We start from the raw sequence: 25,273 nt of genomic DNA, 5'->3' as shown, positions 1-25,273 counted from the left end.
CACCGGGGTCCGGATGCCCCCGCGGATCATCGGTCTCCCGATGCCCCGGCACAGGGGATACCGCTTCGCGAAGGTGTCGTCCCGGGTTACGGGTCGTAATTTCCGTTTCATGCGTAACCTCTCTCTTGCAGTTTCGCGGCGCCCTTCGGGGAAAAGACGCCCGCATGCACCGCGTAATTCAGCGTGAGGGGGAGGGGCTTAAAAACGTATGCTACGTAGGGCGATGGTGAAACGAGGCGCTATTTAACCGTTTCTTTATGGGAAACCCATGATGTGGCCAAAAAAGAGGCAGATCGGGTATTCCCCGACAAAAAGGGGCATTATGGTGCGCCGGTTTTCCCGGTCCTTCCGCAGGCGGCGAGCACCTGCTCGGGGGCGAAGCGGAGCAGGACCTCCCGGGTCCGCCCCCGGTCGGTGCGGAGTGCGAGATCGATGAGGCCCGCTTCCTCAAGCCGCCTCAACCGTGTCCGGTAGGTCGTCTCCCCGGTCGGGATATACTCCTGCGTCGCCTCATAGATTGCTCCCGACGTCATGTCCGCACCGGTGTTCTGCGCCAACTCCGCGATCCGGTAGAGCAGGGTACGCTCGCCCTCCGAGAGGTCCGCGGCCCGCTTCTGGAGGGTGGGCGTGATGATCGACCGGGAGGCATCCATCACATCCTTCCGGGTGGCGGTCCGGCGCCCGGCATTCTCCGCGTTCTCGGCCGCCACCCGGACGAGGTCGATCCCGATCCGGATATCCTGTTCTCTCGCGGTGAGGTCCGCGATGAGGGTCACGTTCGCCTTCGGCATCACGTTCGGATAGAGGCCCTGCCGGATCCGGTCGCCGAGGATCTCGAGGATCTCGGGCTTTGCGTAGGGCGGGAAGTTGACCTCGGTCGGGTGGAAGACCGACCGGACCCGCTCGTCGACCCCGGTGGAGAGGTTCAGGCGGAGGTCGCTGGAGATGGCGAAGACGCCGGGCTTCCTGACGTCCCACCCTTCGTAGAGGCGGAGGATCCGGTAGAGGAGGTCGTTGAACTGCCGGGCCTCGTAGAGGTAGTTCGCGTCGTCCAGGCAGACGAGGAGCGCGGCATCCCGTTCGCTGAGACGTTTGGCCGCCAGCCGCACGACCTCGTCGATGTGCTTGCCGGTCGAGGGGGGCGTGTAGCCGACGACCGCCTCAAAGATGCACGCAAAGACGGCGAACGGCGTCCGGTGCTGCTTGCAGTTGATGTACACGGGGGCGATCTGCTGTGTCGTCTCCTCGATCTCGGCAAACAGCCGGCGGGCGGTGGTGGTCTTCCCCGTCCCCGGCGGGCCGCGGAGGACCGCGCTCCTCGGGCTGCCGCCCCGGAGGGCCGGCCGGGCGAGGAGGGCGAGTTCGCGGATCTGGGCGTCGCGGTGGTGGAGAACGTCGGGCATGTAGGTGAACTCGAAGACCTCGCGGTCGCGAAAGAGCGTCTGGTCGTAGCGAAGGATCTCTCTCTGCCTCATAGCTACGTGATCAGGAGACGGGGGTATATGTGCCCGCGCCGTGCGGGGTGAAAGTGAGAGTGAGGGGTTGCCGGAAAAGCCGCCCTCAGTACCCAAACCGGCGATCGTAGCCGGTGTGGTCCAGCCATTCGATGATGACCGCGATGGTGTCGCCATCGCTGGTCACGGTATACATCAGCCTCCAGGATCGGGAGAGGTTGTACTTCCAGAGGTTCTTTATCGGCGGGTATCGCTGCCGATAGATCTCCGGGATCTGCCTCTTTGGAACCTGGACGCCGCAAAATGCGTTGGCGGATATCGCCTCGAAGGCCCTGTTCAGGAGGGCGGCCAGTTCCCGATCGTCCTGTCGGGTTGACGCCGACAGGGTCTCGAAGGTTTCTTTCACCTTCGTATCGGCAAAGAAGATTGCCGCCTTCATCGGACCCGCAGGTCTTCACGGGCCAGGTACCACCGGGTGAACTCCGGGTCGTAGATCCAGCAGACCTTGCCCTGTGCATCGATGGCGATCTTACCCGACTCCAGGAGGTACTCGATGATCGTCTTGAACGTCTGGTACATGACCTTCCGCGGCAGGCGTTCCCAGAGGGCCCGGCGGCGGTAGTCACCGCTATGCTCCCGGATGAAGTCTTCGACCATTTTGATCGTATCAAGTGTGGGTGAATGGGCAGATCCGGCGCTCGCAGACATGATCTCACGATTGTTGTATGAAGATATATAACAAGGGGTTCCGGCCGCGGTCATCTCTTGAGGGTCGTCACGCTCCCGGGATAGCGAGTACTGCTTCCCGAAAAGGCGCCGGCACCGTCTGGTTGTACGATCTCAGGTCCAGGTTCGTGTGCCCCGACCGCCCGGTTCCGGGATCTCCCGCCCCTCCCCCGGGGCGGTATCGAGCCAGAGGCCGATAGCCACCTTCACTTCAGAGAGCGCCTCTTCTTCGGTCTCGCCGAAAGAAGGCGGGCGAGGAGCGGCGGCTCTCGACGCTCGGCGCCGGGGCCGGGGGTCGTGGGCGGGGTGGTGGCGGTGCTGGTGCGGGTGCTCGGCGGGGGTGAAGGAGGGGATCATGGATCCCTTCGTTAGTCAGGAGGAGGAGTTGCAGAAATACAATGGCCATCGTAATGAAAAAGAATATAAGTTAGGGATTGCACGCAATTAAATCGCAGCACTGGTAAGCACAATCTAACCTCTTCGCATTAAGATAGATATATAATTATTAAACCCATTCACATCATTTAATAGACAGAACGTTTGGTTCACCCGTTTAGATAGCCGGATCAGGTTGAGACGAAATGAACTCTGATGACATCGAAAGATTGTTTCAAGCCTTCGTTACGAAAAATGAGGAGTTATTCCATCAAGTAGCTCAGAGCATAATTGAACATGAAGAGCAACTGAACCACCACCTCGTAGCAACGAAACTGAGGACAATTATCAATAATCAATCGGTACATCAAAGTGCCCTTCCATATCGTACGCTGCCCATCCCCCGCGATAATGAAAAAGGATTCCAGTTATTGGAAGTTAAGCGACCATTTAGCGATTGGTCGGATTTGATCGTTTCCACAGAGTTAGAAGAGAGACTTCGGGAGATCCCGCTTGAAATTAAGAATCGAGATTTATTATCCAACTATGGATTAAAACCCAGAAGTAAGCTGCTATTTTATGGACCTCCGGGAACGGGGAAAACACTCTGTGCAAAAGTTCTATGCTCAGCCATTGGCTACCCACTGATAGTCGTAAAATTTGAATCGGTTGTTTCTTCATTTTTGGGTGAGACCGCTGCCAACATAAGAAAAATCTTTGATTATATTGATAAAGGGAAGTGGGTTGTACTTTTTGATGAGTTTGATATTATCGGTAAAAAACGTGACGACCCAAGTGAGCATGGAGAGATTAAACGCGTAGTCAATAATTTCATGTTAATGCTTGAAGATTATCAAGGCGGCAGTGTACTCATTGCCGCTACAAATCATCCCCAATTATTAGATAGGGGGGTCTGGCGGCGGTTTGACGATATTATCCGGTTTGAATTGCCAGATAAACAGTTGAGGACACGCTTATATGAGAAGAAGCTGAGTGTAATCCCTGTCGATTCTGCAGTAGACTTTGATGTATTTGCAGGCGAAAGCGAGGGTTTCTCAGGTGCAGATATTGAACAAGTTGCCATCCGAGCAATGAAAAAAACATTGCTGAGTAAAAAGAAAAGAGTTTCAAAGGAGGACATTGAAGAAGCAATACTAAGGCAAAAGGAAATTGTTTCGGCTCAAGAGAAGGTATAGTTAATGTCAGAGCATCTTCGATTACCGTTGTATGGGGGGCATGCGCTGGCGAAAGGGGGAGGAGGGGGAGCTCCCCGGCCCGATCGAGAGGAAAAAAAGGATTTCGCTGAAGTTCAGGTTTATAATCTGAATCAGATGCAGAGTGAGCATCAAAAGAGAAAGACACAGTTCTCAGAGTATTTTGACCCGAACCTGATATTTAGAATTGAGCTCCGATCTGAGATCGGTGAGAAGGAACTGAGCGAGTTCCTGAGTCGTTGTGATATCCAATACATCTCTCCATCTCCTGCAAAAGATGGTGGTCTCCGTTACAGGGTGTCTCTGGCGGAGAAGGGGGATTTTGGGAAAATAACTGAGAAACTTGCCCGGTATGGTCAAGAATCTAAGAACAAGACTTTTTTTAATGTTGTAGAGTCGTTTGAACCGATTCCTCCAGAGGATAAGATAGGCGAGAGATTGGCCGAGAGACCGCTGGTTGGTGGCGAGATTGCGTATCTTGATGTCGAACTCTGGAGGATGGAAACCCCCCGGCTTAAGGATGTTCTCAAGGGAATTGAGAAGTTACTCAATGAAAAAGGCGGTGAGGTCACCGATCAGATCACCACACAAAGTTTCTGCCTCATGCGGGTGAAGATAGACAAGGAAATGCTAAATGAGTTACTGTCCTTCCCCGAGGTGAGTTGTGTTGATCGACCTCCCCGTCCCACCTACTTTCGTCCGGGCGAACTCCGCATATCGTTGAGTGAGGTCGATACCGGTTCTCCTCCCGACCCGGGAGATCCGGCGATCATTGTCCTTGACAGCGGTATATTATCGGGCCATCCTCTCCTCAAAAATGGTGTTGGAGATGCAATAAGTCTGTTTTCAGGATATGACGGGATAGATGACGTGGGTCATGGCACCATGGTTGCAGGTGTCGCGCTGTATGGTGATATCAAGGAGTGCGCTGACACAGGGTGTTTCCACCCGCCTGTGTGGATACTGTCAGCGAAGGTGATGCGGGGGGTAAGAGACCCAGAGACTGGAGATATAGTTGCAAGCTATGATGAGGAGCACCTTCTCGAAAATCAAATCCTCCAGGCGCTCCAGTCATTCACAGAACGATACAATAACGCGCGTGTAGTAAATATCTCGTTTGGCGATCCCGCACTGTGTATATCCGGGGGGAAGCAGCAATCGATGCTTGCATCTTTTATCGACGAGCTGGCTCATGAGCACCATCTTATGTTCGTCATTGCAACCGGGAATAACGACGAGATGGATTTCCCGGACAAATACCCTCATTATCTCTACGAAGATGGCGAGAGGTGCAGGATTGTAGATCCAGCATCGTCCGTATACGCCCTGACTGTCGGGTCTATAACACAGGATTACGTCTCATATAAGGCCGAGGGAATTCTTGCTCCGCACCAAGGTTATCCATCTCCGTTCACCCGAGCAGGACCCGGTTTGAACGGGATGATCAAGCCAGAACTCGTTGAAGCAGGTGGAATGCGGCCATACAACGTGCAAACTCCTTATCTCATGGAGATTGCAGAAACAGGTATCTTTGTGGTGAACCCACAGTGGATGGAGGAGAGTAGCCTGCTAACTACGGAGTGTGGGACCAGCCTTTCTGCTCCGAAAGTCGCCAACTACCTGGCCCGGTTGTGCAAGAGATATCCCGGCTATACCTCAAACACGATCAAGGCGCTCTTACTCGCTTCTGCCCGTATCCCTGATGATCGCCCTAAATCTCTAGACATTAATGTACATGGAGCCTCCACAAAGGAGGCTGAACCAATTTATAACGTTTATGGCTTTGGTCAACCAAATCTCGCGTATGCTGGAGATTCCGATTTTAATAACGTGCTCCTTTTTGCAGAAAATAAGATAAAAGTCAGAGGGGTTCACTACTACTATCTTTATCTCCCTGATACATTCATCGGTATGGAAGGGGAGCGTGAAATTTCTGTAACACTCGTATACAACCCGCCCGTCAGAAGAACTCGCATGGGGTATATGGGGACACAAATGGAATTCACCCTATATAGGAACACAGACATCCAGATCATTGCAGCTCGCTCTCCAGAAACCGTGTTCTCAGAATCAGCGAATGATGAGGAGGTGGAAGATAACGAAGGCAGCGGTAAAATTCCTAAAATAGAACTATACCCTAAAATGACTCTCCGCTCAAAGGGCATCCATCAAAAGGGTACGCGAGTCTATAAGAAGACACCAAAAATTGATGTAGCAAAACCCCTGGTTCTTGAGGTCTTGTGTAGAAGTAAGTGGGTGGACAATGAGGAGTTCAGACAAGACTACTCTGTGGTGGTCACTCTTCGCCACTCTGCACGCATCGATCTGTATAACCAGATAAGGGAGAGAGTTGCGCCAAGGGTCCGGATACAATGAAGTAATTATGAGGATATGCGGATGGGGGCAGTCCACCCCGCCAGCCCCATTCAGAAAGCCCTAAACCAGCCCCCGCCATAACCTCTTTATGCGCTCCATCGTCACCGGCGGGGCCGGCCTGGCTCAAACCTTGCAGACACCTTAGCACAGCACCACGCCGCCGCCATCATCGACATCCTCGCCACCGGGCCGGCCGGGAGAAGATCGAGCACCTCCTCGCCGGGTGACGTTTGCCGGGGGAGCATCACCGACCTCGATCTTTTGATGGAGACCTTCCCGGGCGCGGACGGCATCTTCCACCAGGCGGCGATCCCCTCCGTGCCCCGGTCGGTGAAGGACCCGCTCGCCTCGAACGAGGCGAACGTGACCGGCACCGTGAGCGTGCTCGTCGCGGCGAAGGACTGTGGGGTGCCCGCCGTGGTTGCCGCTTCGTCCTCCTCGGTCTACGGCGACACCCCGGTCCTCCCAGGGTGAACGGGGCACGAAGGCTGTTTTACATTGGTGATAGTGGAGCATGCGACCGCCACATGCCTGCTGTCCGCAATTGCCCGGATACTGCTATCGGGATCAGGGCACTTTCCTTCGATCTTTGACAGTTTTGCTCGTTGAGTATCGGTTTTACTCATCTCCCTCAGTCAGGCTTCTGTCCGGGATTGTCCGCAATTAACCGGAATGATGGATTGAGTGGATATTTCCGCACCCACCCCTCCCGCTTCACTACAAGTATGCCTAGCTCAGCAAGGGTGGATAGAGTGCGCCAGGGGGTTCAAATTCGTCCGTATCTCCGATGGGCTTTTTCGATGGACATGATGTGGGTGATATAGACGAGGTTGTTGTCTGGATCGATAGTGTAGATGACCGTGAACGAACGTGCGACATGGAGCCAGTATGATTTCCGTCTTTTATCTGTATGGAGGTTTTCTTTATCTCCATCCTGACCGGGGTATGGATTATCCTGCAAAATTTTCAGTTTTTCTTTGATGATACGTTGATCTTTGGCCTCGAGGGAGTTTAAAAAACCAAGCGCACGCTTATCCACCATGAGGCGGAATGTCACAGATCTAACTCCACGAACTCGTTTCGTGCCATGACTTCTTCGATATCATCCGTGAGCCGTTGTTTTCGTATGAAAATGGCCCACGATCTTTTCATCCGGTATGCCTGTGGCCCCAGGGGCCTCATGTAGTTTTTTACCTTCTCCACCAGCCTCGCAAGAGTCTCGTCGAGTGTCTCGCCCGGGCGCCTGAGATCCAGGATCTGGTTATAGGTCTCTTCCGATACGGGGATGTTCTCCGCAACAGACATTGAACCATCTCCTGTGCTGATCATGGATATACTTTCTTCAACCGGGAGGAAGAGACGGCGCGCGGAGAGGGCGGGGGAGGAGCGACAGGCCGCAGGGAGAGCGAACGTTTGAGCACCGCAGGAACGACGTTCCTGTGGAATGCGATGGGCCGGAGCATGAGCGCCGTCAGGTGCGAGCCGGAGCGTGAGAAGCCATCAGGCTTCGGGAAAGGAGCTTGAGAGACCCGAAGGGTTTCGAGGGCGGAGCAGTGAAAGGGGTGAGGAGATCCTCCCCGGCTCACTCCAGCGCGCAGCCGTCACTCCGGGAGGAGGCGATCCCGGAGCATTGCCCGGACCAGATCCCGGTATCGATTCACCACCGGAAGGTCGTCCTGGAGCACCCCGTAGACCTCGTCAAGATCCAGCCGGCAGTAGAGGTGGACCAGAACATTCCGAAAGCCCGCGAGGTCTGAGAGCTGGGCCCCGAGGTCTTCCGGGATCAGCCCCTCATCACAGAGAATTGTAAAACTTTCCCGGTAGGTTTCGGGCCGCCGGGAGCTCGAGGCCGCGACCAGATGGTTGGCGATATCGATCGATGCCTGGATGTTGACGAGGAGCGCATGCAACACCATATTCCTCTTATCGCGGTCGGTCCTCAGGTCTTCGAGGCTGATGGACCGGTAGCGTTCCCAGTCTCGAGCTGCCTCGTCCAGTTCCCGGAGGTGAGCGAGGACCCCTTCGTCCCTGACCATTCTCAGGCCCTCGTGAGCAGAACCCGGTCGAACCAGTCGAGCGTATCCGCATAGTCGAGGTACCGGGAGAGCACGCCCGCCTCGTACCGGACCCTCCGCTCCCTGTCGCGCAAGAATACGGGTCGGCCGCTCTTGATGACCTCGTACTGGAAAGAGACCGGGGCGGTGTTGAGGATCTTCACGTCAGCCTCAAAGCGGTAACAAAACCCTCGCTCAAGTTCCCGCTCGATCTTCCGCGCGAACCGCATCGCCTGGTAGGGGGTGGGCTCGCCGGTGACGAGGATTGCCACGTCCACGTCGCCGAAATCCCCCTGCGAGAACGTTCCGAAGACATATCCCACCTCGATCTCGTCAAATCCGGCGAGGACCGTGTGGATGGTGCGGAGAACTGCTTCTCTCTCCTCCGCATCCAGCAGGTGGCGTCGTCTCATATCGTTGTATCTCTTCCGCATCGCATATCATTCTTTCCCGCTTACCGGCAGATCCCCCCCTTCCCGTCGCAGGAGAGGGGCCGGCAGTTGACGTAGACCGGGACGACCTGCCGGGTCTCCTCCCCGAACGCGGAAAAGACCCGGCGGACGGTGGTGGTCTTCCCGGCCCCCGGCGGGCCGCGGAGGAGGAAGGCGAGTTCCTTGACCTGGGCGTCGCGGTGGTGGAGGTGGTCGGGCATGGAGGCGAAGTCAAAGACATCAGGATCTCTGAAAAGGGTCTGGTCGGCGCGGAGGAGACGTTTCATAGGAGAGGCTGGAGAAGGGGGGGATTGATAAAGGCTGGCCGTGCGCGGGTCGAAAGTGAAGGGGGGAAGAGTCCCCTTCACGCCAGGGCGGGCACGCCGTCGGGATAAACGCATCCGTCATCGGGAACAGAGGGCATCTCACCGCCACGTTTATCGGTTCTCCTCTCGATCTCCTAGTAATCGGGTGAAACCGGCGATGCTGATGGGAGTGGGAGGAACTGCTCGGGGCAAGATCCCCCGGCATTACGCCGATGAGGACCTCGATCGAGACACTCCTGGGGCCAGGCCCCAATGGAGCCTCAACCGCCTGTCTTGAACGGGAACGGATAGAGGAGGAGATACATTGGAAAAGCCAGCAGGGAGAACGGCCGGAAGAGAACTGGAAGTGACTATTTCTCCTCTCATCAGAGAGATCCGGGATATCGTCCAGAAAGCCCGCCTGACCGTAGCACAGAACGTCAACTCGATACAGGTCGTCACCAACTTCGAGATCGGCAGGCGGATCGTCGAACATGAGCAGCAAGGGAAGCCGAAGGCGGGGTATGGGAAACAGACCGTGCAGGAGCTTTCACGCCAGCTGACCGAAGAGTTCGGGAGAGGGTTTTCCAAAAGAAATCTTGAGTATATGCGCCGATTTTACCTTGAATACTGCGGATCGGCTTCCCCGGCAGTGCCGTGTCAGTCAGATACGGCCGTTTCTGCCGGGCAACCAATTGCGCAAACACTGTCTGCGCAATTCACCCCCCGGTTTGCTCTCAGCTGGTCCCACTATGTCTTCCTGATGAACATCGACAACCGGGAAGAGCGCCGGTTCTACGAGATCGAGGCTCAACAGAACCGCTGGTCGCTCTCGGAACTCAAACGGCAGTTCGACGCCGGCCTGTATGAGCGGCTTGCGCTCAGCCGGGACAGGAGCGGTGTGAGGGCCCTCGCCCACACCGGCCACGTCATCGAGAAGCCACAGGATATGCTCAAAGACCCGTATGTTCTTGAATTTCTCGGCCTGGACGAGAAGGCCCGCTACAGAGAGATCGATCTCGAATCGGCCATCATCGACAAACTGGAGACGTTTCTCCTCGAGCTGGGCAAAGGCTTCCTCTTCGAAGCGCGACAGAAGCGGCTTACCTTCGATGCCGACCATTACTTCGTGGACCTTGTCTTCTACAACCGTATCCTCCGATGTTACGTCCTGATCGACCTCAAGATTGGAAAGATTACCCACAGCGATCTCGGCCAGATGCAGATGTATGTCAACTACTATGACAGGGAAGTCAAACTCGATGACGAACATCCGACCGTCGGGATCATCCTGTGCAAGATGAAGAACGACGCACTGGTAGAACTCACTCTCCCGAAAGATGCCAATATCTACGCTTCCCGGTATCAGGTCTATCTTCCTTCAAAAGAGGAACTCAAGAAAAGACTGATCGAATGGTCGGAAGACGCGCCGGGGGCAGAGTGATTACCTGATGATGCTGACCCGGTTCAATTAAGGTTACATAGGGTCGAAAGTGAAAGGGGGGTCTCCCCTCTCACGCCAGCGCGGGCACGCCATCGGCCCAGGTCTCGACCGCGGTCCGGATGGCGTCGTCCTCTCCGGACGAGATCCGGACGGTCTTTTTGGTGAAGGTGACGTAGTAGTCGTCACCCGAGGTGTCGTGGCACTTGAGCTGGGCGTAGTAGGTCTCGCCGGGGCCGTTGCGGAGGGCATCGGTTGCACCCATCGCGGTCGCAAGGGCCGCGTTATCCAGCACCTCCGCGGCGTTCGCCTCATACGCGGCGATCGTCGGGGACTGGAGCGAGACAGTCCCGAGGCGCTTGCCGGTATCCTCGTCGACGAAGTTCACTCATCAAGGTGTAGTGCTCGCGGTTCCGGACGACCGGGTCGACGAGCACGCCATCGGACCCGGTATACCCGATGCACCCGAAGGGGTTGTCGGCGATGACCGACTGGACGAGGGTGGTGAACTACCCCCCGCTTGCGCAGGGGGCTTCCTGCGAGTGCCTGGGGATCGCGGGGACCCTCAGACCTGTTTGTCGCAGATTACCGGTGAACTCCCGGTAGCCCGTCCACAGGGCATTCTGTGATAGGTATCGGAGCATGATGTTGATCGCGGCGTTCCTGTCGCGGTCGAGCACGGTACCACACTCACAATGCATAACACGGTCTCGAACGGTCATCTCTGCGTGGATCTTCCCACAGCAGTAGCACGTCTTGCTCGTGTACTCTTCGCCGATCTCTATTACCTGTTTACCTGCAAGGATCGCCTTGTAGGTCAGAAATCCGGCAAACCGCGCAAGGTATCCGGTTCCTTGCGTAGACCTGTTCATCTGCCTCGTTGCCGACTTGGACTTCGGCATCTTCTTCACGGAGAGATCCCCGATGATAATCGTGCCAGCTTTGGTGTTCTCGACAAGTTTCTTACTCTGTTTGTGCTGGAAGTCGTTGAGCTGGTTGCTCCGCTTCCGTTCCATCGTCCGTTTGGCCGCATTGTAACGGATCCAGCGTCTGCTTGGCTTCGGGTCTTTGCTCTTCTTCCGGCAGTGGTCCCTCCGGGCCTGCACGGCCTCGATCTTTGGGTTCCAGTACCGATCCGGTCGACTGTTCTGCACCTCGATGAACTTACCCTGGCTGTTGACCGCCGTCTGCTTGATCAGCCCGAGATCCCAGGCCTGATACTGCCCGTTCTCGACGGGGGTCAGGGGGATGACTTCTTCGACCACGGCGAGGTACCATTTTCCTTTGCAGTCCCGAAACACCTCGACCTGTTTGACCACCCCGAACTCCCGCTCGGGGATCGGGAAGGACAGTTCTCCCTGATCGGGGAGGTTGTGCGACAGCCGGATCGCAGCGTTGGTGACCTTGAACCCGGACTGGTTGTGCTTCAGGGTGGTGAAGTAGTGTCGTCCCTTGAAGCCCGGCGGGTTGGCGTCTTCGTCGCCGTTCTTGCGGAGCTCGAAGAATGACTTGTAGTCGGCATCAAGGGTCTTGAGCGTCATCTGCAAAACTTTGGCGTTGACGAACCGTAACTCGGGCCACTCTTGCTTCAACCCGGGGAGGTCGTTCTGCTGTTTGATGTAGTTGACCCCCGTGACCCCGGCAGCATAGGCATCCCGCCGCTCGTTGAGGGCCCGGTTGTACAGTTTCCGGTTGATCTCGGATAACTCCCACAGGACGGCTTCCTGCTCCGCAGTAGGATAGATCCTAATCTTCCGGGTCAACTGCATACCGGTCCTCGGCCTGACGGTCTACATACTTCTTCAGGATATCGAGCGTCACCTGCCCAGTCGTGGCAAGGAAATAGGATCTCGACCAGAACGCATCGCGCCAGAGCACCTGCTTGACTTCCGGGAAGTTCCGCCGGATCTCCCGGGAGGTGATGGTCTTGAGGGCGTTGATGTACTTCGGGAGATCCAAGGTGGGACCGGCTTTGAACAGCATGTGGAAGTGGTCCGTGCTGCACTCGATGTTGGTGACCTCAACCCCGAAGGTCTCGGATATACCGTGGATCTTGGTCTTCAGGAGATCCACATACCGGTCATCGACAAAGACCTTTCTCCGGTACTTGACACACTGTACCAAGTGGTAGTGCAGGGCGTAGACCGAATGGGCCCCCTTGTCAAGCCGGTAGTCCATAGTTGCTATTTGGAAGGGGTAACTATAAAGATTCCGGTTGGCACGAGGACGGCTCTCATCCCCCAGCTTGCGCAGGGGGACTTCTCGCCTATTAAGTTAAAATCCCGGTCGTTCGTCGCGAAATAGTCGATATCGTGCTTGCGTGCAGCTGCAGCGTGCAGTGCGTCAGAGAATAGCAGTCCATACTGCTGTGAGATCTGGAGTGTATCGCTCAGGAGATCGGATGTATCGAGAACTATGAGGTTATACTGTTCCAGCACTTCTCTGGTCATGACGTACGGGGTGCTTAATTTGGTCAAAACGCCCGGATGTTTCTTCATATAGGCAATCGCCTCCCGTGGTGAGAGATGCTTCTCAATATACATCTGGGTGAGAAGGGCTTTGTGAAAGAACTCGTCGACAACAGTGGAATTAATATAGCCCGTAATATCTTTGGTCTGCACTTTTTCGAGAAGTGTCTCGCACGATGAAGAGAACCGCGTGGTGGTATAGGCATAGAGGAGGATATTGGTATCAAGAAATACCGATCCCTCCTCCAGTTCGGAGAGGTTCATCAGTACAACTCTTCAAGATCTTTTTCGGCCAGTTTCAGGACATATTCCTCAGGAGCATAGAGTTTTGTCATCGATTTAGGCCGTCTTTTCAACCTGACTATCACTCTCTCTTCCCCCGGTTTCAGGGGTTGATCGAGCCGGATTGTCGTATTATCGATCAATGTTCCCTCGACCTCTACCGGCATAGGACTACTCCATGAGATCACTATGAGAGCCGGGAAGATAAAAGGTTCTTTCGTTATCGTGCCTGGGTGTATATGCTTCTCTTCGCTGGATAGCCAGAACGACATTGGTTCATGTGAGGTGCACACTCAACTGCGGCATCAACGACTGTCTGGGCGTAGGCATCACCCGACAGGGTCGGCGCTCGCCCAAGGCCGGGAAAGGGATTTAGAGGCGCAAAGATCGCCCGGAACACGCCGGGCGGGTCTGTCCCGTGAGGCGGCCCTCGCCACGGGGGTCGGGGTTGCCACGGGACCTTGGGGAGTTCTTTCCGGCGCAGGTACGGTGGTTTTGCCGGAGACCGGGGAGGGGAATACGAAAGGCCGGGCCCGGAAGCATCTGCTCCTGGGGGCATTCCCGTAGCGGTTGTCACCCGGGAGAACGCTCCGCTCACCGCACCCTCCCACCCGTTCCACTCCCGGACCAGCCGGGCGTAACCCTGCAGGATCCGCCGGACCTGGTGGTATGACAGCCCGGTCGCCTGCTGCAGCATCCGGACGGTGAAGGTCTCCCAGCCCATGCGGGCGATGGTGGCAAGCCCCGCAGTTTCGTTCCTGGTCATCTTCGACTCCTGGCTCCCGGTCTCCTGGTTGATCGCGCCGGAGAGCCGGGCGGCGGCGTTAAAGTCCTGCCGGGCGCTCCAGCGAATGGAGGCGCAGGACGCGAGGGTTCGTGAGTGCGACTGCCGTCCCGGCAGGAGCTTGAGCACCGCAAGGTGCGAGAGCGGCGGCTCTCGACGGTCAGCGCTCGCGGGCCGGCGGGGTGGTGGCGGTGATTGTGCGGGTGCTCAGGCGTGGGGGTAGATCGCTCTTCGCGTTCTGCAGAGGTTCCATCACCCGAGGTCGATCCTGGCCGCCGGGGTTGACCGGTTTCCCACTTTTACACTCGTTTGCACCTCATTTGCACCCTGATTTGCACCATACAAAACCCCGTATTGCGCCCTATTCGCCGATCTGGTGGAGATACTCGGGTATCCCCGTGATGTTTGCACCAGCGTGGATTTCACAGGCACCCCCGCCCGGGTCACCCGCCCCTGCAGGGAGGCTCTCCGTTCTTGGTGTAAATGGTGTAAATGACTACTCTGATCAGTACCTATCTCTCTCTATCTCCCCCCAATAGAACAATCCTCACCGTCCCTGCCGGCATCTTTGTTTGCACTTTTCCCGAAATTCCGGTGCAAACCTGGTGCAAAGGTGCAACCATGATTGCGGGAGGATTTCCGGTCCCGCCCCATTCAGAAAGCGCTAAACCGGCACTCAACATAACCTCTTCATGCGCTACATCGTCACCGGCGGGGCCGGCCTGGCTCAAACCTTGCAGACACCTTAGCACAAAACCACGACGTCGTCATCATCGACAACCTCGTGACCGGCCGGCGGGAGAAGATCGAGCACCTCCTCGACCACCCAAGGGTGACGTTCATCGAGGGGAGCATCACCGACCTCGACCTCCTCATGGAGACCTTCCCCGGCGCGGCCGGCATCTTCCACCAGGCGGCCATCCCCTCCGTGCCCCGGTCGGTGAAGGACCCCCTCGCCTCGAACGAGGCGAACGTGACCGGCACCGTGAGCGTCCTTGTGGCGGCGAAATACTGTGGGGTGCCGGCCGTCGTCGCCGCCTCTGTCTACGGCGACACCCCTCTTCCGGGATCGTGAAACGTTCGGGTTCACGTCCGTCCTCCACCACCCACCGGAGGTGAAGAACACCGGGCATCACCCCGGAACCTAAGTACCCGCCAGACCGCTGCCCATATACGCTCTCCATCCCCACTCCATTCCAGGGAGCGTTAAGGATTTCTACATAACTTTTCCATCAAAAATGCAAACTCCTATATTAACATAAGCGAAAGAAACATGACATCTGCTTCCGGAGTTGGAAATTCCATGCACATCCCTATCGCCCAACCGTCCCTCGGAACGAGGAGAACGATGCTGTTCTCGCCGTCCTCGCCTCCGGCATGATCGCCCAGGGTCCGGTCACCGCCGCCTTTGAAGATGAGTTCGCCGCCTACTGCGGTGTTCCCCATGCCGTTGCCGTCTCGAACGGGACCACTGCCCTCCATGCGGCACTGCTCGCCGCCGGGGTAAAGCCCGGTGACGAGGTGATCGTCCCGGCATTCACGTTCTTTGCGACCGCGTCAAGCGTCTCGATGTGCGGTGCCCGTCCGGTCTTTGCCGACGTCGATCCGGCGACCGCCACGATCGACCCGGCCGACGTCCTCGCAAAGGTCACCCCGAAGACGAAGGCCGTGATCGGCGTCCACCTCTACGGCCAGCCCTGCGACGCCGGGGCGGTCCGGGATATCTGCGACGAGAAGGGTCTCGTCTTCATCGAGGACGCCGCCCAGGCCCACGGGCGGAGTACCGCGGGAAGCGGGCGGGGCGCTCGGCGACCTCGCCTGCTTCTCCTTCTACGCGACAAAGAACCTGGCGACCGGGGAGGGGGGATGGTGACGACGGCATCGGACGAGTATGATGCGCGGTTGCGCCGGATCATCAACCACGGCCAGAGCGAGAAGTACCTGCATACCGAGCTCGGTTACAACTACCGCATGACCGATATCAACGCCGCGATCGGGAGGGTGCAGCTTGGAAAACTCGACGGCTTCAACCGCCGCCGGCAGGAGAACGCTGCTTACTATAATACCCATATCACGGCGCCGGGGCTGGTGCTCCCCTCGGTCGCGCCCGGCCGGACCCACGTCTGGCACCAGTACTCCCTGCGGGTCACCGACGCATTCCCCCTGTCGCGGGACGAGTTCATGGCCTACCTCCGCGAGCGCGGGATCGGCTGCGCCGTCCACTACCCCGTCGCCCTCTCCCGGCAGCCCTACTACGCCGGGGCCGCTGCCTGCCCGGTCGCGGAATCGCTCGCGGCCTCGGTCCTCTCGATCCCGGTCCACCCGAACGTCACCGACGAGGCCCGGGCCTACGTCTGCGATACCATCAACGGGGTGATCTAGATGGACGCGGGCGTTATCGGCACCGGCGTCATGGGCAGGAACCATGTCCGGGTCTACTCCGAACTCAAAGAGGTCGGGACGACCTACGTCTACGACCTGAACACGAAGGCCGCCGAGGAGGTCGCCGCCGCCACCGGGGCGGAGGTCTGCCGCTCGATGGAGGAACTCCTCCGGAAGGCCGACTGCGTCTCGGCCTGTGTACCGACCCCCTACCACTTCAAGACCGCGGGAGAGGTCATCGCCGCCGGGGTGCACACCCTCATCGAGAAGCCCCTCTGCCTCACCGTGCGCGAGTGCGAGCAGTTGATCGGGCAGATCCCCGACGGGCTGACGGTCGGCGTCGGGCACATCGAGCGGTTCAACCCGGTCGTCACCGAGGTTGCGCGGGTCGTGCGGGACCCCCTCTACGTCGCCTTCCACCGGCACAACCCGGCCTCATCGAGGGTGAGCGGGTCCTCCGTCGTCGAGGACCTGATGATTCCACGACATCGACGTCGCGTTCAACGTCCTCTTCCCGGGGCGGGAATACACCGTCCACGCGAGCGGGACCGGGGACGTCGCCGCGGCCCTCGCGGCCTTCGGGCGGACGCCGGTTTACCTCTCGGCCTCCCGGAAGTCCTCAAAGAAGGTCCGGTCGGTCTACATCGAGGAGGAGGACCGGACGATCGAGGGCGACTTCATGACCCAGGAGGTCTTCGTCTACAAAAAGCCCGAGACCTACGGGCAGGAGAACGGCCTCTACCGCCAGGAGAACATCATCGAGAAGCTCCTGGTGAACAAGGTTGAGCCCCTCAAGATCGAACTGGCGACGTTCCTGCGGGCCGCCCGCGACGGCAAGCCCTTCACGGTCACGCCGGAGCAGGGGCTCTCGAACGTCCGGGTCTGCGAGGCGATCTCCCGGAGCCTTGCGGCATGAAGATCCTCTCGGTCGTCGGGGCCCGGCCCCAGTTCGTCAAGTGCGCCCCGGTCTCCCGGGAGCTCCGGAAGGTCCACGAGGAGATCCTCGTCCACACCGGCCAGCACTACGACTACCTCCTCTCGGAGGTCTTCTTCCGGGACCTCGGGATCCCGGCGCCCGACTACCACCTTGAGATCGGGTCGGGGAGCCACGGGGTCCAGACCGGCCGGATGCTCGCCGCGATCGAGGAGGTGATCGCGAAGGAGGAGCCGGAGATCGTGCTCGTCTACGGGGACACGAACTCGACCCTCGCGGGAGCGCTCGCTGCGGCGAAGATGCACGTGCCGGTGGCGCACGTCGAGGCGGGGCTCCGGAGTTTCGATCGCAGGATGCCCGAGGAGGTGAACCGGGTCCTGACGGACCATTGTTCGGATATTCTCTTCTGCCCGACGGCGACGGCCGTCAGAAACCTCGCGGCCGAGGGGGTCACCGCAGGCGTCCACCTCCCCGGGGACGTGATGGTCGACGCGCTCCGAGAGAACCTTCCCCTCGCCAGGGAGCGCTCCACCGCCCTCGCGGACTTCGGCCTCTCGCCGAAGGGGTATTTCCTCGCCACGGTCCACCGGGCGAGCAACACCGACGATCCGGCCGCGCTTCGCGCGATCATGGAGGCGTTTTCGCGCCTCGATGCCCCGGTGATCTTCCCGGTCCATCCCCGGACGAGGAAGAAGTTTGCCGAGTACGGGATCGCGCCCGCGGCAAACGTCAGAATTGTTGAACCGTTCCCTTACTTCGACATGCTCGCCCTTCTCTCCGGCGCCCGGGCGGTCCTGACCGACTCCGGCGGCGTCCAGAAGGAGGCCTACATCCTCGAGGTGCCGTGCGTGACCCTGCGGGAGAACACCGAGTGGGTCGAAACGGTCGAGGACGGCTGGAACATCCTTACCGGCGCGGATACAAACCGGATCGTCGCGGAGGCAGAGAGGGCCGGCGACGCGCGCCGGCGGCACTCCGCCCGGTTCGGCGACGGGCATGCAGCGGAGCGGATAGCCGCGATCATCGCAGAATATGAACCCTGAATACAAATTAGGATGCAGACAATGACAGAGAACCTCGCAACACTTATCCAGAAACGCGGCCCGATCCGGAAGGTCGGCGTCTTTGGGATGGGCTACGTCGGCATCCCGGCGGCAGCGCTCTTTGCGGATGTGCCGCATATCGAGCACGTCTACGGCTTCCAGCGAAACTCCCCCTCGTCGGGCTACAAGATCACCATGCTGAACCGCGGCGAGTCGCCGCTCAAGGGCGAGGAGCCCGGGCTTGAGGAACTGCTCGGAAAGGTCGTCGGTGCGGGGAAGTTCTCCTGCACATCGGACTTCGCGAAGGTCGCGGAGTGCGATGCCGTGACCCTCGCGATCCAGACGCCGTTCCTCGACAAGAAGGATCTTCTCCCTGACTTCACTCCCCTGATCGAGGGGCTCCGGAACGTCGGGCGGCACCTGACGCCGGGGACGCTCGTCGTCCTCGAGTCGACGATCACCCCCGGCACGACCGCCGGGATGGCCCGCGAGATCCTCGAGGCGGAGTCCGGGCTCGTCGCCGGGAAGGATTTTGGACTGGCGCACGCCCCCGAGCGGGTGATGGTCGGGCGGCTGCTCAAGAACATCCGGGAGCACGACCGGATCGTCGGCGGGATCGACGATCTCTCCACGGCACGTGCCGTGGAGCTCTATGCCCCGGTCCTGACGACCGGGGAGGTCATCCCGATGACCGCGACCGCGGCCGAGGTGACGAAGACCGCCGAGAACACCTTCCGCGACCTCCAGATCGCGGCCGTCAACCAGCTCGCCCTCTACTGCGAGGCGATGGGGATCAACGTCTACGACGTCCGGGCCGGGGTGGCGTCGCTCGAGGGCGAGGGGATCACCCGGGCGATCCTCTGGCCGGGTGCCGGGGTCGGCGGCCACTGCCTGACCAAAGATACGTATCATCTGGAGCGGGGGGTGCAGGTGCTCGGGGGCGATCTCGACTACCCTCCCGGCCGGGAGTCGCTCTACACCCTGGCCCGCGGGATCAACGACTTCATGCCCGAGCACATGCTGCATTTGACCGAGTCGGCGCTGGCACAGACGGGGAAGACGTTGAAGGATTCGACGATCGCGCTCCTCGGCTGGGCATTCATCAACGACTCCGACGACGCCCGGAACACCCCGGCGGAGCCGTTCCGTGACGCGGCGCTCGCTGCCGGGGCGGAGGTGAGGGTGCACGACCCCTGGGTGGATCCAATGACGTCGCCGGACGCGCCGCCGGGGATCTCGCGGGACCTCGATGGGGTGCTTTCGGGTGCGGACGCCGTGGTGGTCTTTGCCGGGCACAAGGAGTACCGGGGGCTGGTGCCCTCCGAGGTCCGGCGGTTGTGCGGGTGTGAGCAGCCGGCGATCGTGGATGGGCGCAACGTCGTGGACCCGGATGCATGGATCGGTGTGGGTTTTGCCTACCGCGGGATCGGGCGGGGCGACAAAAACCGGCACGCGTTGCGGGAATAATACCCTAATTTTTGACCTGCGATTTTACTTGTGGGACGGCAGGAGGTTGCCATTATCTTCGAAGGAACTTCAAAAGATCTTTGCCAAAAGGAGGAGAGCCTCAAGACCCTTTGACCCGCTCAGACTCAGCTTCTCGCATTCATGCGGTGCTCACGCTCGCTCACGCCTCGAAACTCTCTAAGTTTCTTATGCTCGCTACACTTGTCCCTCCAAGACCTTCGGTCTTCTCGAACTCACATGCTACGAATGGTCGTCCCTCGAAGACCTTCGGTCTTCTCGAACTCGTGTGTTACGAACAGTCGCCCCTCAAAGACCTCTAGGCCTCTCGAACTCTGTCCCTTCAGGACGTCGTTCTAACGAACCCTCACACCCGCTCCCGTCAGTCGCTCTTCCCTGCATGGCGACGTCCGGGTAACAGCCGTCCCTCCATTCTGACCTCAGTCATTGCATGGGAAAAACCCCCTGAGCGCATGTATCTCATACTGTTTTGGGGCGATACCATCTGCACCTTCCGGGATAATCATGCTGTTGAGGGGGAGTTACTACTGATAGATTAAAAATCTCACTCCTTCGAACGCCCGATCGTTATCCAGCCTGGAAAACCCCTGATCAAATGTATACAGGGCTCTCGCAGAGAATTCTTTGGCGGTGAGGGCATGCTGGATATCATAGTGCCCAACACCCTGGTATCTTAGAGCAGGATTTCCTCTACGGTCGGGGGAGTAATTACGAGCGGAAATATCCCCGGAAGAGGATATGTATATTGAGTAGGTCCTCTTAAACCACTTGTCTACGGGTTCCTGAGAGTCTATCAGTGCAACTTTATGCTCTTTTATGAGCTGAGAAAGGCTTTTAAGAAATACATTCGTCTTTTCCTGGATCTTAGCCATAATTTCCTTCTTTTTCTCGTCATTAAGTTCCGAATACGGCTCTTTTTCAGTAACCCGTTTTCGGATGACTTCAAGCACTTCCAGCAGGACGAGATGGGAGACAAGGATTACCTCCTCGTCCTCTTTAATCTGATCGAGCAGTTGTTGGACTGTTTGCGCCCTATTATTCCGCTTCTCCTGGAGAATATGAGAGACCCATATGGAGCTATCGAAGTACACCCGCCTCGTTTCCATCACTTCCCTCGTACAGCATCGACCAGTTCAACAGAATCAACTGTCTCGTCAGAATATTCACTCAGCAGGCCCTTTAAAGCACCAAAAGGGTCCTCTTCCGGGAGCCCGCTTATAGGTGTTGGGATACCTAGTAGTTCTTCGAGGGTTGCCAGATTATCATCACTGATCTCCCACAGATCATCGGCAGCCGGCTCTCTGGTTAACTTCCTTTCCAGGGCCGAGATCCTTGCTTGCAGAGCAGCGTTAGACTCTCTGAGGTCCAGAATATCCTTGCGCAATTCTTCTATCTCCCGGCTGAGCTCACTCACCGGAAGAGGGGCATTGTCAATAGAACGGTTGATATGCCATGGCCTGGGCTCGACGGTACTCATCCATCTCCGCGTTACCTCGGCAACGATCTCGTCCAGAGGGTATCGAACCGACATCTCCCTCGTATCCCAGGTTTCCTCCGGGGTTTGCCCGCTCGCGGTACCAGAAGTGGGTCTTCTGCTCTCGCACTGATCCCGGGCATCCCATCTCTTTCCCGGTTGAAGGATTACCATCGTTAAACCTTCTAATAAAATTTATCCCCGATGTTCAGTCTCGTCTGTCGCTGCACCTTTATTGGCCTGGATCTCATGCATTTGATCTGGAATTTCGTGGCGATAGAACGGAGATCGCGCAGAGCCTGGTAGAGGATATTCTTATCCTCAGCACGATACGAACCGGCGATGATCTTCATCTGCGCGGCCAGTTGCTCATTTATCGATCCGATCTCCTCCGGATTCAGTTCTTCTGCAAAAGGACCGACCTGTGAAAACACCCCCTCCAGTAGTTCACTGATGAGAATTCCGTCCTCATAATCCAGCAGTGTTGAGAACAGGGTGAGGTTTGAAGAGTAAACAAAAGAACCTTTATAATTCCCCTGTCCGACCATCCGGGTGATCTCCTCGAATCCCTCATTAAATACATCGAATATACTCTTCATATTGCTTCTCCCTCTCGTGGCATGTCATTTACCGTTATTTTGAACCCTGACGATAAAGGTTGTTTTTTGTTACTCCAGTATATGGATTGACAAACATAAACATAGTGTCTTTGAACTGCTCAGGGGAGTCCCTGCCCCAATGAGACATCAGCACATTTAAACTCCAGATTGTTCGTTCGCTGCACGTTCCGACAGTCGCATCCTTCAGCCCGTTGTCACCAGGAACCTTCTCAAGGAGTTCCCTGACCAGGGTGTCGCGGTGGTGGAGGTGGTCGGGGACGAACATGAGTTCGAAGACGTCAGGATCTCTGAAAAAAGTCCGGTCGCTGCGGAGGAGAGGCGAGTGCGTCATAGGAGAGACTGGAGAAGAGGTAGTAGATAACAAGGAGCCGTGCGGGGGTTGAACGTGAAGGGGGGGTCTCCCCTCTCACGCCAGTGCGGGCGCGGCGTCGGCCCAGGTCTCGACCGCGTCGCGGATGGCGTCGTCCTGGTAGGACGAGATCCGGACGGTCTTCCTGGTGAAGGTGACGTAGTAGTCGTCACCGGACGGGTCGTGGCACCTGAGCTGGGCGTAGTAGGTCTCGCCGGCGAAGTTGCGCTCGGCCACGCCGCCCATCGCGGTTGCGAGGGCGGTGTTGGCGAGGACTTCCGCCGCGTTCGCGTTGAAGGCGGCGATCGTCGGGGACTGGAGCGAGACGGTTCCGACCTTCTTCCCCTCGCCGTCGACGAAGTTCACCTTCGCGGTGTAGTGCTCGCGGTTCTTGATGATGGGGGCGATGGTCTCGCCGGCCCTGGTCGTATACCCGACGCACCCGAAGGGGTTGTCGGTGATGACGGCCTGGATGATGGTGTCAAACGACTCTACATCGGCGATCGGGACGGCAAGGTCCCGGAGCGCCGTTTTGTTGACGGTAGTCTGCACGAAATCTGCCATGGTTGGTAGTTCCTGCCTGCCAGGCTTCCCGGGAATATGACAGACGATTATAGGGTATACCCGGGAGGGGATTAGCCTGACTTTATCGAGGACGCTGAATTGGGCTCAGATTCTGAAATATAATCGTTACGGTCAGCCTTTTTGGGTTCTCTGTCCCACTGTCCTTCGGGAGGGTTACCAGGATGGCCGAGGAGAAGACCACCCGGGAGCTCGTCTACGAGACGAACCGGGATGTGAAGTGGATTTGCCGGATGTTGCGGCAGATGGAGGCGCAGGATGAGGAGTTCGAGGGCCGGATCCGGGCGCTGGAGGGCTGGCGGGCGGAGAAGGCCGGGGAGGAGCGGCGGCTTTCGACGATGAGCGCCGGGGCCGGCGGGGTTGTCGGCGGGCGGTGGCGGTGATTGTGCGGGTGCTCAGGCGTGCGGGTGATCTCCAGAATCCCGGGTATGACCCGCCCAGGACCCCAAGACCCTCTCTTCTGAGAAGAAGTCTGCCATATATCGCCGTAGGGGCGATCTGGCATGTTAAACGCGTATCAAAAGATATATCCCAATCGATTCTCCACACATACCTTAAGGAAAGTTAATATTCAGGTTTCGTTTTTTGGAGACGGGGATCGCTTGAGAAGAAGGTGAGGGGAACGGCAAAGAAGAACAACCACGAGATCAGGGATCCGATCTACGCGTTCATCCATATGAACTCTAGCGAGAGAGAGGTCTTGAACTCAGCGCCGGTCCAGCGCCTCCGCCATATCCACCAACTTGCGTTGACCAGCCTGGTTTATCCGGGAGCAACCCACAGGCGGTTTGAGCACTCGCTTGGTGTCATGGAACTGGCCACACGGATCTATAACGCCGTGCTGGAGAGCGGAGAGACCGAGATCCTGGGGATCGACCGTGGTGAGTACGATGGGATGTACTATCGACGTGTCCTGAGAATGGCGGCTCTCATCCATGACATCGGTCATGCCCCTTTCTCCCATGCTTCAGAAGACCTCTTTCCCGGGGACTGCAACCATGAGGCGATGACCCTCCGACTCATCGAGAGCGACGAGATGGAGAAGATCTGGGTAAAGTTGAAGATCCAGAGCGAAGATGTGGCAAAACTCGCGCTGGGTCGAAATCACCCTAAAAAGAAGACTTTTTCCAATACTGAAGCGATACTCTCAGAGATCATCACGGGAGATGCGTTCGGTGCCGATCGAATGGACTATCTCCTGCGGGACTCACACCATACCGGGGTCGCATACGGTAGGTTCGATCACTATCGCCTGATAGAGACCCTTCGGATCCTTCCTAAAACCTATGAGGGCGGATCAAAGGAACCTGCCCTTGGCGTGGAGTCCGGGGGTCTTCAATCGGCAGAGGCACTCCTGCTGGCACGATACTTCATGTTCAGTCAGCTATACTTTCACCCCGTGCGGCGGATCTATGATATACACCTGAAGGAGTATCTTCAGGCATGGCTTCTCGGGGGTCGGTTCCCTGGTGATGTCACAGGGCTGCTCAACCTCACCGATAACGAGGTGATGGCCGGCATATGGAGAGCCAGCAGGGATCCAGATCTCCCGGGCCATGATGCTGCAGAGAGGATCGTGATGCGAAACCATTACCGGGTGCTTTATACGAGAAACCCGGACGATGTCCTGAAGTGCAGGGAGGCGGGGCTGGCAATCTATACGGTCGCGTGTGAAGTGTTTGGAGAAGAAAACGTACGCCACGATAGGCCGAAGGTATCTGCGAGTCAGGTGGCGTTCCCCGTTCTCGAACTGGATGAGAGGATCGTATCCTCCCTCCTGAAATCGGATGTGCTTCGGCATATTCCCGAAGTTGCGGTGGATACGGTGTACATCCACCCGGAGTTGCTCGATGCCGGAAGGGTATGGCTGAACGAGAACCGCGAAAACATTATCGAGTCTGGATCAGAACCGGAGGATATGACATGAAGCAGATACAGAGAGACGGACTGCTAGTTGAGCTCATCGATGAGCTCACGAGCTACGGGAGCTGGTGCGGGGAGACACATATCCAGAAGGCCACCTACTTCCTCGAAGCGATGATGGGTATACCCCTTGGGTTTCCCTATGTGCTGTACAAGCACGGCCCTTTCTCCTTCGACCTCTCAGATGAGCTGGCATCGATGCGGGCCGATGCTCTTCTGGAATGGGAGATCAAGCCCGAGCCGTACGGGAATGCCCTCAAGACAACGAACGTGAGTGCCGGGTTAAAGGCAAGGGTGCCCCGGGCGCTCGCGAGATACCGGCCTGCGATATCCTTCGTTGCCGGGAAGTTCGGGACGCGCGGGGTGAAAGACCTCGAGAAGATCTCCACGGCCCTCTACGTGACAAACGAGGCACCGGGCCGGGGGTGCGAGGCCAGGGCACGGCGGATCACTGAACTCAAGCCTCATATCACCCTTGATGAAGCAAAAGAGGCGGTCAGCTTCGTTGATGAGATGTTTCGGGAAGCGGAGCCGGTGATCAGGGAGATTGGGGAGACCTGAGACTCTGGAG

At 57.8% G+C, this 25,273-nt stretch carries 33 protein-coding genes; 14 read left to right on the top strand and 19 right to left on the bottom strand.

All coding sequences use genetic code 11. The annotated features are described in order from the left end of the window. Positions 1-320: 320 nt before the first annotated feature. From QZ408_RS08360 to QZ408_RS08345, 4 genes are all read right to left on the bottom strand, one after another. Positions 321-1,475, bottom strand: coding sequence for an ORC1-type DNA replication protein (locus QZ408_RS08360; protein ID WP_292490836.1), 1,155 nt, complete (start codon positions 1,473-1,475; stop codon positions 321-323). Between the two features lie 85 nt (positions 1,476-1,560). Beyond that, positions 1,561-1,893, bottom strand: a complete 333-nt coding sequence (locus tag QZ408_RS08355; protein ID WP_292490835.1) for a hypothetical protein — start codon at positions 1,891-1,893, stop codon at positions 1,561-1,563. Beyond that, positions 1,890-2,111 (bottom strand): hypothetical protein, encoded by a 222-nt coding sequence (locus QZ408_RS08350; protein ID WP_292490833.1) that lies wholly within the window; start codon positions 2,109-2,111, stop codon positions 1,890-1,892. Before QZ408_RS08350 ends, QZ408_RS08355 begins: the two co-directional genes overlap by 4 nt. Before the next feature lie 183 nt (positions 2,112-2,294). Further along, positions 2,295-2,537: a type II toxin-antitoxin system HicB family antitoxin gene (locus QZ408_RS08345; protein ID WP_292490831.1), complete on the bottom strand. Its 243-nt coding sequence runs from the start codon at positions 2,535-2,537 to the stop codon at positions 2,295-2,297. Between the two features lie 224 nt (positions 2,538-2,761). Here QZ408_RS08345 and QZ408_RS08340 point away from each other — a divergent pair, with 224 nt between their 5' ends. From QZ408_RS08340 to QZ408_RS08330, 3 genes are all read left to right on the top strand, one after another. Next, entirely contained in the window at positions 2,762-3,751 is a 990-nt protein-coding gene (locus QZ408_RS08340; RefSeq protein WP_292490830.1) for an ATP-binding protein, read from the top strand. A gap of 135 nt (positions 3,752-3,886) precedes the next feature. Beyond that, entirely contained in the window at positions 3,887-6,145 is a 2,259-nt protein-coding gene (locus QZ408_RS08335) for a S8 family peptidase (RefSeq protein ID WP_292490829.1), read from the top strand. A gap of 165 nt (positions 6,146-6,310) precedes the next feature. Beyond that, a complete protein-coding gene (locus QZ408_RS08330; RefSeq protein WP_365995876.1) occupies positions 6,311-6,619 on the top strand; it encodes an NAD-dependent epimerase/dehydratase family protein in 309 nt (102 codons plus the stop codon). A gap of 292 nt (positions 6,620-6,911) precedes the next feature. On the opposite strand, the gene QZ408_RS08325 is transcribed toward QZ408_RS08330, so the two are convergent. The 5 genes from QZ408_RS08325 to QZ408_RS08305 form a co-directional block, all read right to left on the bottom strand. Further along, a complete protein-coding gene (locus QZ408_RS08325) occupies positions 6,912-7,202 on the bottom strand; it encodes a hypothetical protein (protein WP_292490827.1) in 291 nt (96 codons plus the stop codon). Next, a complete protein-coding gene (locus QZ408_RS08320; RefSeq protein ID WP_292490825.1) occupies positions 7,199-7,450 on the bottom strand; it encodes a hypothetical protein in 252 nt (83 codons plus the stop codon). The genes QZ408_RS08325 and QZ408_RS08320 overlap by 4 nt, the downstream gene beginning before the upstream one ends. A gap of 296 nt (positions 7,451-7,746) precedes the next feature. Next, a complete protein-coding gene (locus QZ408_RS08315) occupies positions 7,747-8,181 on the bottom strand; it encodes a DUF86 domain-containing protein (RefSeq protein WP_292490824.1) in 435 nt (144 codons plus the stop codon). A 2-nt stretch (positions 8,182-8,183) separates the two neighbouring features. Further along, positions 8,184-8,612 (bottom strand): nucleotidyltransferase domain-containing protein, encoded by a 429-nt coding sequence (locus QZ408_RS08310; protein ID WP_292490823.1) that lies wholly within the window; start codon positions 8,610-8,612, stop codon positions 8,184-8,186. 41 nt (positions 8,613-8,653) lie between these two features. Beyond that, positions 8,654-8,917, bottom strand: coding sequence for a hypothetical protein (locus QZ408_RS08305; protein ID WP_292490821.1), 264 nt, complete (start codon positions 8,915-8,917; stop codon positions 8,654-8,656). A 343-nt stretch (positions 8,918-9,260) separates the two neighbouring features. Here QZ408_RS08305 and QZ408_RS08300 point away from each other — a divergent pair, with 343 nt between their 5' ends. Next, positions 9,261-10,379, top strand: coding sequence for a PDDEXK nuclease domain-containing protein (locus QZ408_RS08300; RefSeq protein WP_292490820.1), 1,119 nt, complete (start codon positions 9,261-9,263; stop codon positions 10,377-10,379). 70 nt (positions 10,380-10,449) lie between these two features. Here QZ408_RS08300 and QZ408_RS08295 read toward each other — a convergent pair whose 3' ends face one another. The 5 genes from QZ408_RS08295 to QZ408_RS08275 form a co-directional block, all read right to left on the bottom strand. After that, positions 10,450-10,764, bottom strand: a complete 315-nt coding sequence (locus tag QZ408_RS08295) for a hypothetical protein (protein WP_292490819.1) — start codon at positions 10,762-10,764, stop codon at positions 10,450-10,452. 121 nt (positions 10,765-10,885) lie between these two features. Further along, complete coding sequence (locus QZ408_RS08290) at positions 10,886-12,145, bottom strand: transposase (RefSeq protein ID WP_292490818.1); 1,260 nt, start codon at positions 12,143-12,145, stop codon at positions 10,886-10,888. Further along, positions 12,123-12,554 (bottom strand): IS200/IS605 family transposase, encoded by a 432-nt coding sequence (gene tnpA / locus QZ408_RS08285; RefSeq protein ID WP_292490817.1) that lies wholly within the window; start codon positions 12,552-12,554, stop codon positions 12,123-12,125. Before tnpA ends, QZ408_RS08290 begins: the two co-directional genes overlap by 23 nt. A gap of 5 nt (positions 12,555-12,559) precedes the next feature. After that, positions 12,560-13,108: a PIN domain-containing protein gene (locus QZ408_RS08280; RefSeq protein WP_292490816.1), complete on the bottom strand. Its 549-nt coding sequence runs from the start codon at positions 13,106-13,108 to the stop codon at positions 12,560-12,562. After that, positions 13,108-13,293, bottom strand: a complete 186-nt coding sequence (locus QZ408_RS08275) for a hypothetical protein (protein WP_292490815.1) — start codon at positions 13,291-13,293, stop codon at positions 13,108-13,110. Before QZ408_RS08275 ends, QZ408_RS08280 begins: the two co-directional genes overlap by 1 nt. 537 nt (positions 13,294-13,830) lie before the next feature. Here QZ408_RS08275 and QZ408_RS08270 point away from each other — a divergent pair. From QZ408_RS08270 to QZ408_RS08245, 7 genes are all read left to right on the top strand, one after another. After that, positions 13,831-14,133 carry a hypothetical protein gene (locus QZ408_RS08270; RefSeq protein WP_292490814.1) on the top strand — a complete coding sequence of 101 codons (303 nt, stop codon included), beginning with the start codon at positions 13,831-13,833 and terminating at the stop codon, positions 14,131-14,133. A 546-nt stretch (positions 14,134-14,679) separates the two neighbouring features. Beyond that, on the top strand, positions 14,680-14,985 hold the full coding sequence (locus QZ408_RS08265) for an NAD-dependent epimerase/dehydratase family protein (RefSeq protein ID WP_365995874.1): 306 nt from the start codon (positions 14,680-14,682) through the stop codon (positions 14,983-14,985). Positions 14,986-15,287: 302 nt separating this feature from the next. Further along, entirely contained in the window at positions 15,288-16,292 is a 1,005-nt protein-coding gene (locus QZ408_RS08260) for a DegT/DnrJ/EryC1/StrS family aminotransferase (RefSeq protein ID WP_292490813.1), read from the top strand. After that, positions 16,293-17,078, top strand: a complete 786-nt coding sequence (locus QZ408_RS08255) for a Gfo/Idh/MocA family oxidoreductase (RefSeq protein ID WP_365995822.1) — start codon at positions 16,293-16,295, stop codon at positions 17,076-17,078. Beyond that, positions 17,065-17,208: a hypothetical protein gene (locus QZ408_RS14880; protein ID WP_365995820.1), complete on the top strand. Its 144-nt coding sequence runs from the start codon at positions 17,065-17,067 to the stop codon at positions 17,206-17,208. The genes QZ408_RS08255 and QZ408_RS14880 overlap by 14 nt, the downstream gene beginning before the upstream one ends. After that, the gene (gene wecB, locus QZ408_RS08250; RefSeq protein WP_292490811.1) at positions 17,205-18,269 is read left to right on the top strand and encodes a UDP-N-acetylglucosamine 2-epimerase (non-hydrolyzing); all 1,065 of its coding nucleotides are present in this window, start codon (positions 17,205-17,207) and stop codon (positions 18,267-18,269) included. The genes QZ408_RS14880 and wecB overlap by 4 nt, the downstream gene beginning before the upstream one ends. Positions 18,270-18,290: 21 nt before the next feature. Then, positions 18,291-19,736 (top strand): nucleotide sugar dehydrogenase, encoded by a 1,446-nt coding sequence (locus QZ408_RS08245; protein WP_292490810.1) that lies wholly within the window; start codon positions 18,291-18,293, stop codon positions 19,734-19,736. 542 nt (positions 19,737-20,278) lie between these two features. On the opposite strand, the gene QZ408_RS08240 is transcribed toward QZ408_RS08245, so the two are convergent. The 5 genes from QZ408_RS08240 to QZ408_RS08220 form a co-directional block, all read right to left on the bottom strand. Continuing rightward, positions 20,279-20,860, bottom strand: a complete 582-nt coding sequence (locus QZ408_RS08240; protein ID WP_292490809.1) for a PIN domain-containing protein — start codon at positions 20,858-20,860, stop codon at positions 20,279-20,281. Beyond that, entirely contained in the window at positions 20,860-21,285 is a 426-nt protein-coding gene (locus QZ408_RS08235) for a hypothetical protein (RefSeq protein ID WP_292490808.1), read from the bottom strand. The genes QZ408_RS08240 and QZ408_RS08235 overlap by 1 nt, the downstream gene beginning before the upstream one ends. Positions 21,286-21,413: 128 nt before the next feature. Next, positions 21,414-21,827, bottom strand: coding sequence for a hypothetical protein (locus tag QZ408_RS08230; RefSeq protein WP_292490806.1), 414 nt, complete (start codon positions 21,825-21,827; stop codon positions 21,414-21,416). Positions 21,828-21,861: 34 nt separating this feature from the next. Further along, positions 21,862-22,179, bottom strand: coding sequence for a hypothetical protein (locus QZ408_RS08225; RefSeq protein WP_292490805.1), 318 nt, complete (start codon positions 22,177-22,179; stop codon positions 21,862-21,864). 75 nt (positions 22,180-22,254) lie between these two features. After that, positions 22,255-22,761 (bottom strand): hypothetical protein, encoded by a 507-nt coding sequence (locus QZ408_RS08220; RefSeq protein ID WP_292490804.1) that lies wholly within the window; start codon positions 22,759-22,761, stop codon positions 22,255-22,257. A gap of 182 nt (positions 22,762-22,943) precedes the next feature. Between QZ408_RS08220 and QZ408_RS08215 the strand changes: the two genes are divergently transcribed. The 3 genes from QZ408_RS08215 to QZ408_RS08205 all read left to right on the top strand — a co-directional run bounded on the left by QZ408_RS08215 (position 22,944) and on the right by QZ408_RS08205 (position 25,263). Continuing rightward, positions 22,944-23,162, top strand: coding sequence for a hypothetical protein (locus tag QZ408_RS08215; protein ID WP_365995815.1), 219 nt, complete (start codon positions 22,944-22,946; stop codon positions 23,160-23,162). A 230-nt stretch (positions 23,163-23,392) separates the two neighbouring features. Next, complete coding sequence (locus tag QZ408_RS08210) at positions 23,393-24,706, top strand: HD domain-containing protein (protein WP_292490802.1); 1,314 nt, start codon at positions 23,393-23,395, stop codon at positions 24,704-24,706. Next, positions 24,703-25,263, top strand: a complete 561-nt coding sequence (locus tag QZ408_RS08205; protein ID WP_292490801.1) for a hypothetical protein — start codon at positions 24,703-24,705, stop codon at positions 25,261-25,263. Before QZ408_RS08210 ends, QZ408_RS08205 begins: the two co-directional genes overlap by 4 nt. Positions 25,264-25,273: the final 10 nt, after the last annotated feature.

This window comes from Methanoculleus sp. 10, from assembly GCF_913757945.1.
GTDB lineage: Archaea > Halobacteriota > Methanomicrobia > Methanomicrobiales > Methanoculleaceae > Methanoculleus.
Note: the sequence above shows the minus strand (reverse complement) of the source record. Positions and strands in the feature narration are given on the sequence as shown.

Coding starts and splice junctions, on each gene's coding strand:
- QZ408_RS08220 (WP_292490804.1), bottom strand. CDS start 22,761: ATGGCAGATTTCGTGCAGACTACCGTCAACAAAACGGCGCTCCGGGAC.
- QZ408_RS08290 (WP_292490818.1), bottom strand. CDS start 12,145: ATGCAGTTGACCCGGAAGATTAGGATCTATCCTACTGCGGAGCAGGAA.
- QZ408_RS08230 (WP_292490806.1), bottom strand. CDS start 21,827: ATGAAGAGTATATTCGATGTATTTAATGAGGGATTCGAGGAGATCACC.
- tnpA (WP_292490817.1), bottom strand. CDS start 12,554: ATGGACTACCGGCTTGACAAGGGGGCCCATTCGGTCTACGCCCTGCAC.
- QZ408_RS08310 (WP_292490823.1), bottom strand. CDS start 8,612: ATGAGACGACGCCACCTGCTGGATGCGGAGGAGAGAGAAGCAGTTCTC.
- QZ408_RS08320 (WP_292490825.1), bottom strand. CDS start 7,450: ATGTCTGTTGCGGAGAACATCCCCGTATCGGAAGAGACCTATAACCAG.
- QZ408_RS08280 (WP_292490816.1), bottom strand. CDS start 13,108: ATGAACCTCTCCGAACTGGAGGAGGGATCGGTATTTCTTGATACCAAT.
- QZ408_RS08315 (WP_292490824.1), bottom strand. CDS start 8,181: ATGGTCAGGGACGAAGGGGTCCTCGCTCACCTCCGGGAACTGGACGAG.
- QZ408_RS08245 (WP_292490810.1), top strand. CDS start 18,291: ATGACAGAGAACCTCGCAACACTTATCCAGAAACGCGGCCCGATCCGG.
- QZ408_RS08305 (WP_292490821.1), bottom strand. CDS start 8,917: ATGAAACGTCTCCTCCGCGCCGACCAGACCCTTTTCAGAGATCCTGAT.
- QZ408_RS08350 (WP_292490833.1), bottom strand. CDS start 2,111: ATGGTCGAAGACTTCATCCGGGAGCATAGCGGTGACTACCGCCGCCGG.
- QZ408_RS08260 (WP_292490813.1), top strand. CDS start 15,288: ATGATCGCCCAGGGTCCGGTCACCGCCGCCTTTGAAGATGAGTTCGCC.
- QZ408_RS08235 (WP_292490808.1), bottom strand. CDS start 21,285: ATGTCGGTTCGATACCCTCTGGACGAGATCGTTGCCGAGGTAACGCGG.
- QZ408_RS08275 (WP_292490815.1), bottom strand. CDS start 13,293: ATGCCGGTAGAGGTCGAGGGAACATTGATCGATAATACGACAATCCGG.
- QZ408_RS08355 (WP_292490835.1), bottom strand. CDS start 1,893: ATGAAGGCGGCAATCTTCTTTGCCGATACGAAGGTGAAAGAAACCTTC.
- QZ408_RS08240 (WP_292490809.1), bottom strand. CDS start 20,860: ATGGAAACGAGGCGGGTGTACTTCGATAGCTCCATATGGGTCTCTCAT.
- QZ408_RS08225 (WP_292490805.1), bottom strand. CDS start 22,179: ATGACGCACTCGCCTCTCCTCCGCAGCGACCGGACTTTTTTCAGAGAT.
- QZ408_RS08345 (WP_292490831.1), bottom strand. CDS start 2,537: ATGATCCCCTCCTTCACCCCCGCCGAGCACCCGCACCAGCACCGCCAC.
- QZ408_RS08340 (WP_292490830.1), top strand. CDS start 2,762: ATGAACTCTGATGACATCGAAAGATTGTTTCAAGCCTTCGTTACGAAA.
- QZ408_RS08255 (WP_365995822.1), top strand. CDS start 16,293: ATGGACGCGGGCGTTATCGGCACCGGCGTCATGGGCAGGAACCATGTC.
- QZ408_RS08335 (WP_292490829.1), top strand. CDS start 3,887: ATGCAGAGTGAGCATCAAAAGAGAAAGACACAGTTCTCAGAGTATTTT.
- wecB (WP_292490811.1), top strand. CDS start 17,205: ATGAAGATCCTCTCGGTCGTCGGGGCCCGGCCCCAGTTCGTCAAGTGC.
- QZ408_RS08215 (WP_365995815.1), top strand. CDS start 22,944: ATGGCCGAGGAGAAGACCACCCGGGAGCTCGTCTACGAGACGAACCGG.
- QZ408_RS08205 (WP_292490801.1), top strand. CDS start 24,703: ATGAAGCAGATACAGAGAGACGGACTGCTAGTTGAGCTCATCGATGAG.
- QZ408_RS08360 (WP_292490836.1), bottom strand. CDS start 1,475: ATGAGGCAGAGAGAGATCCTTCGCTACGACCAGACGCTCTTTCGCGAC.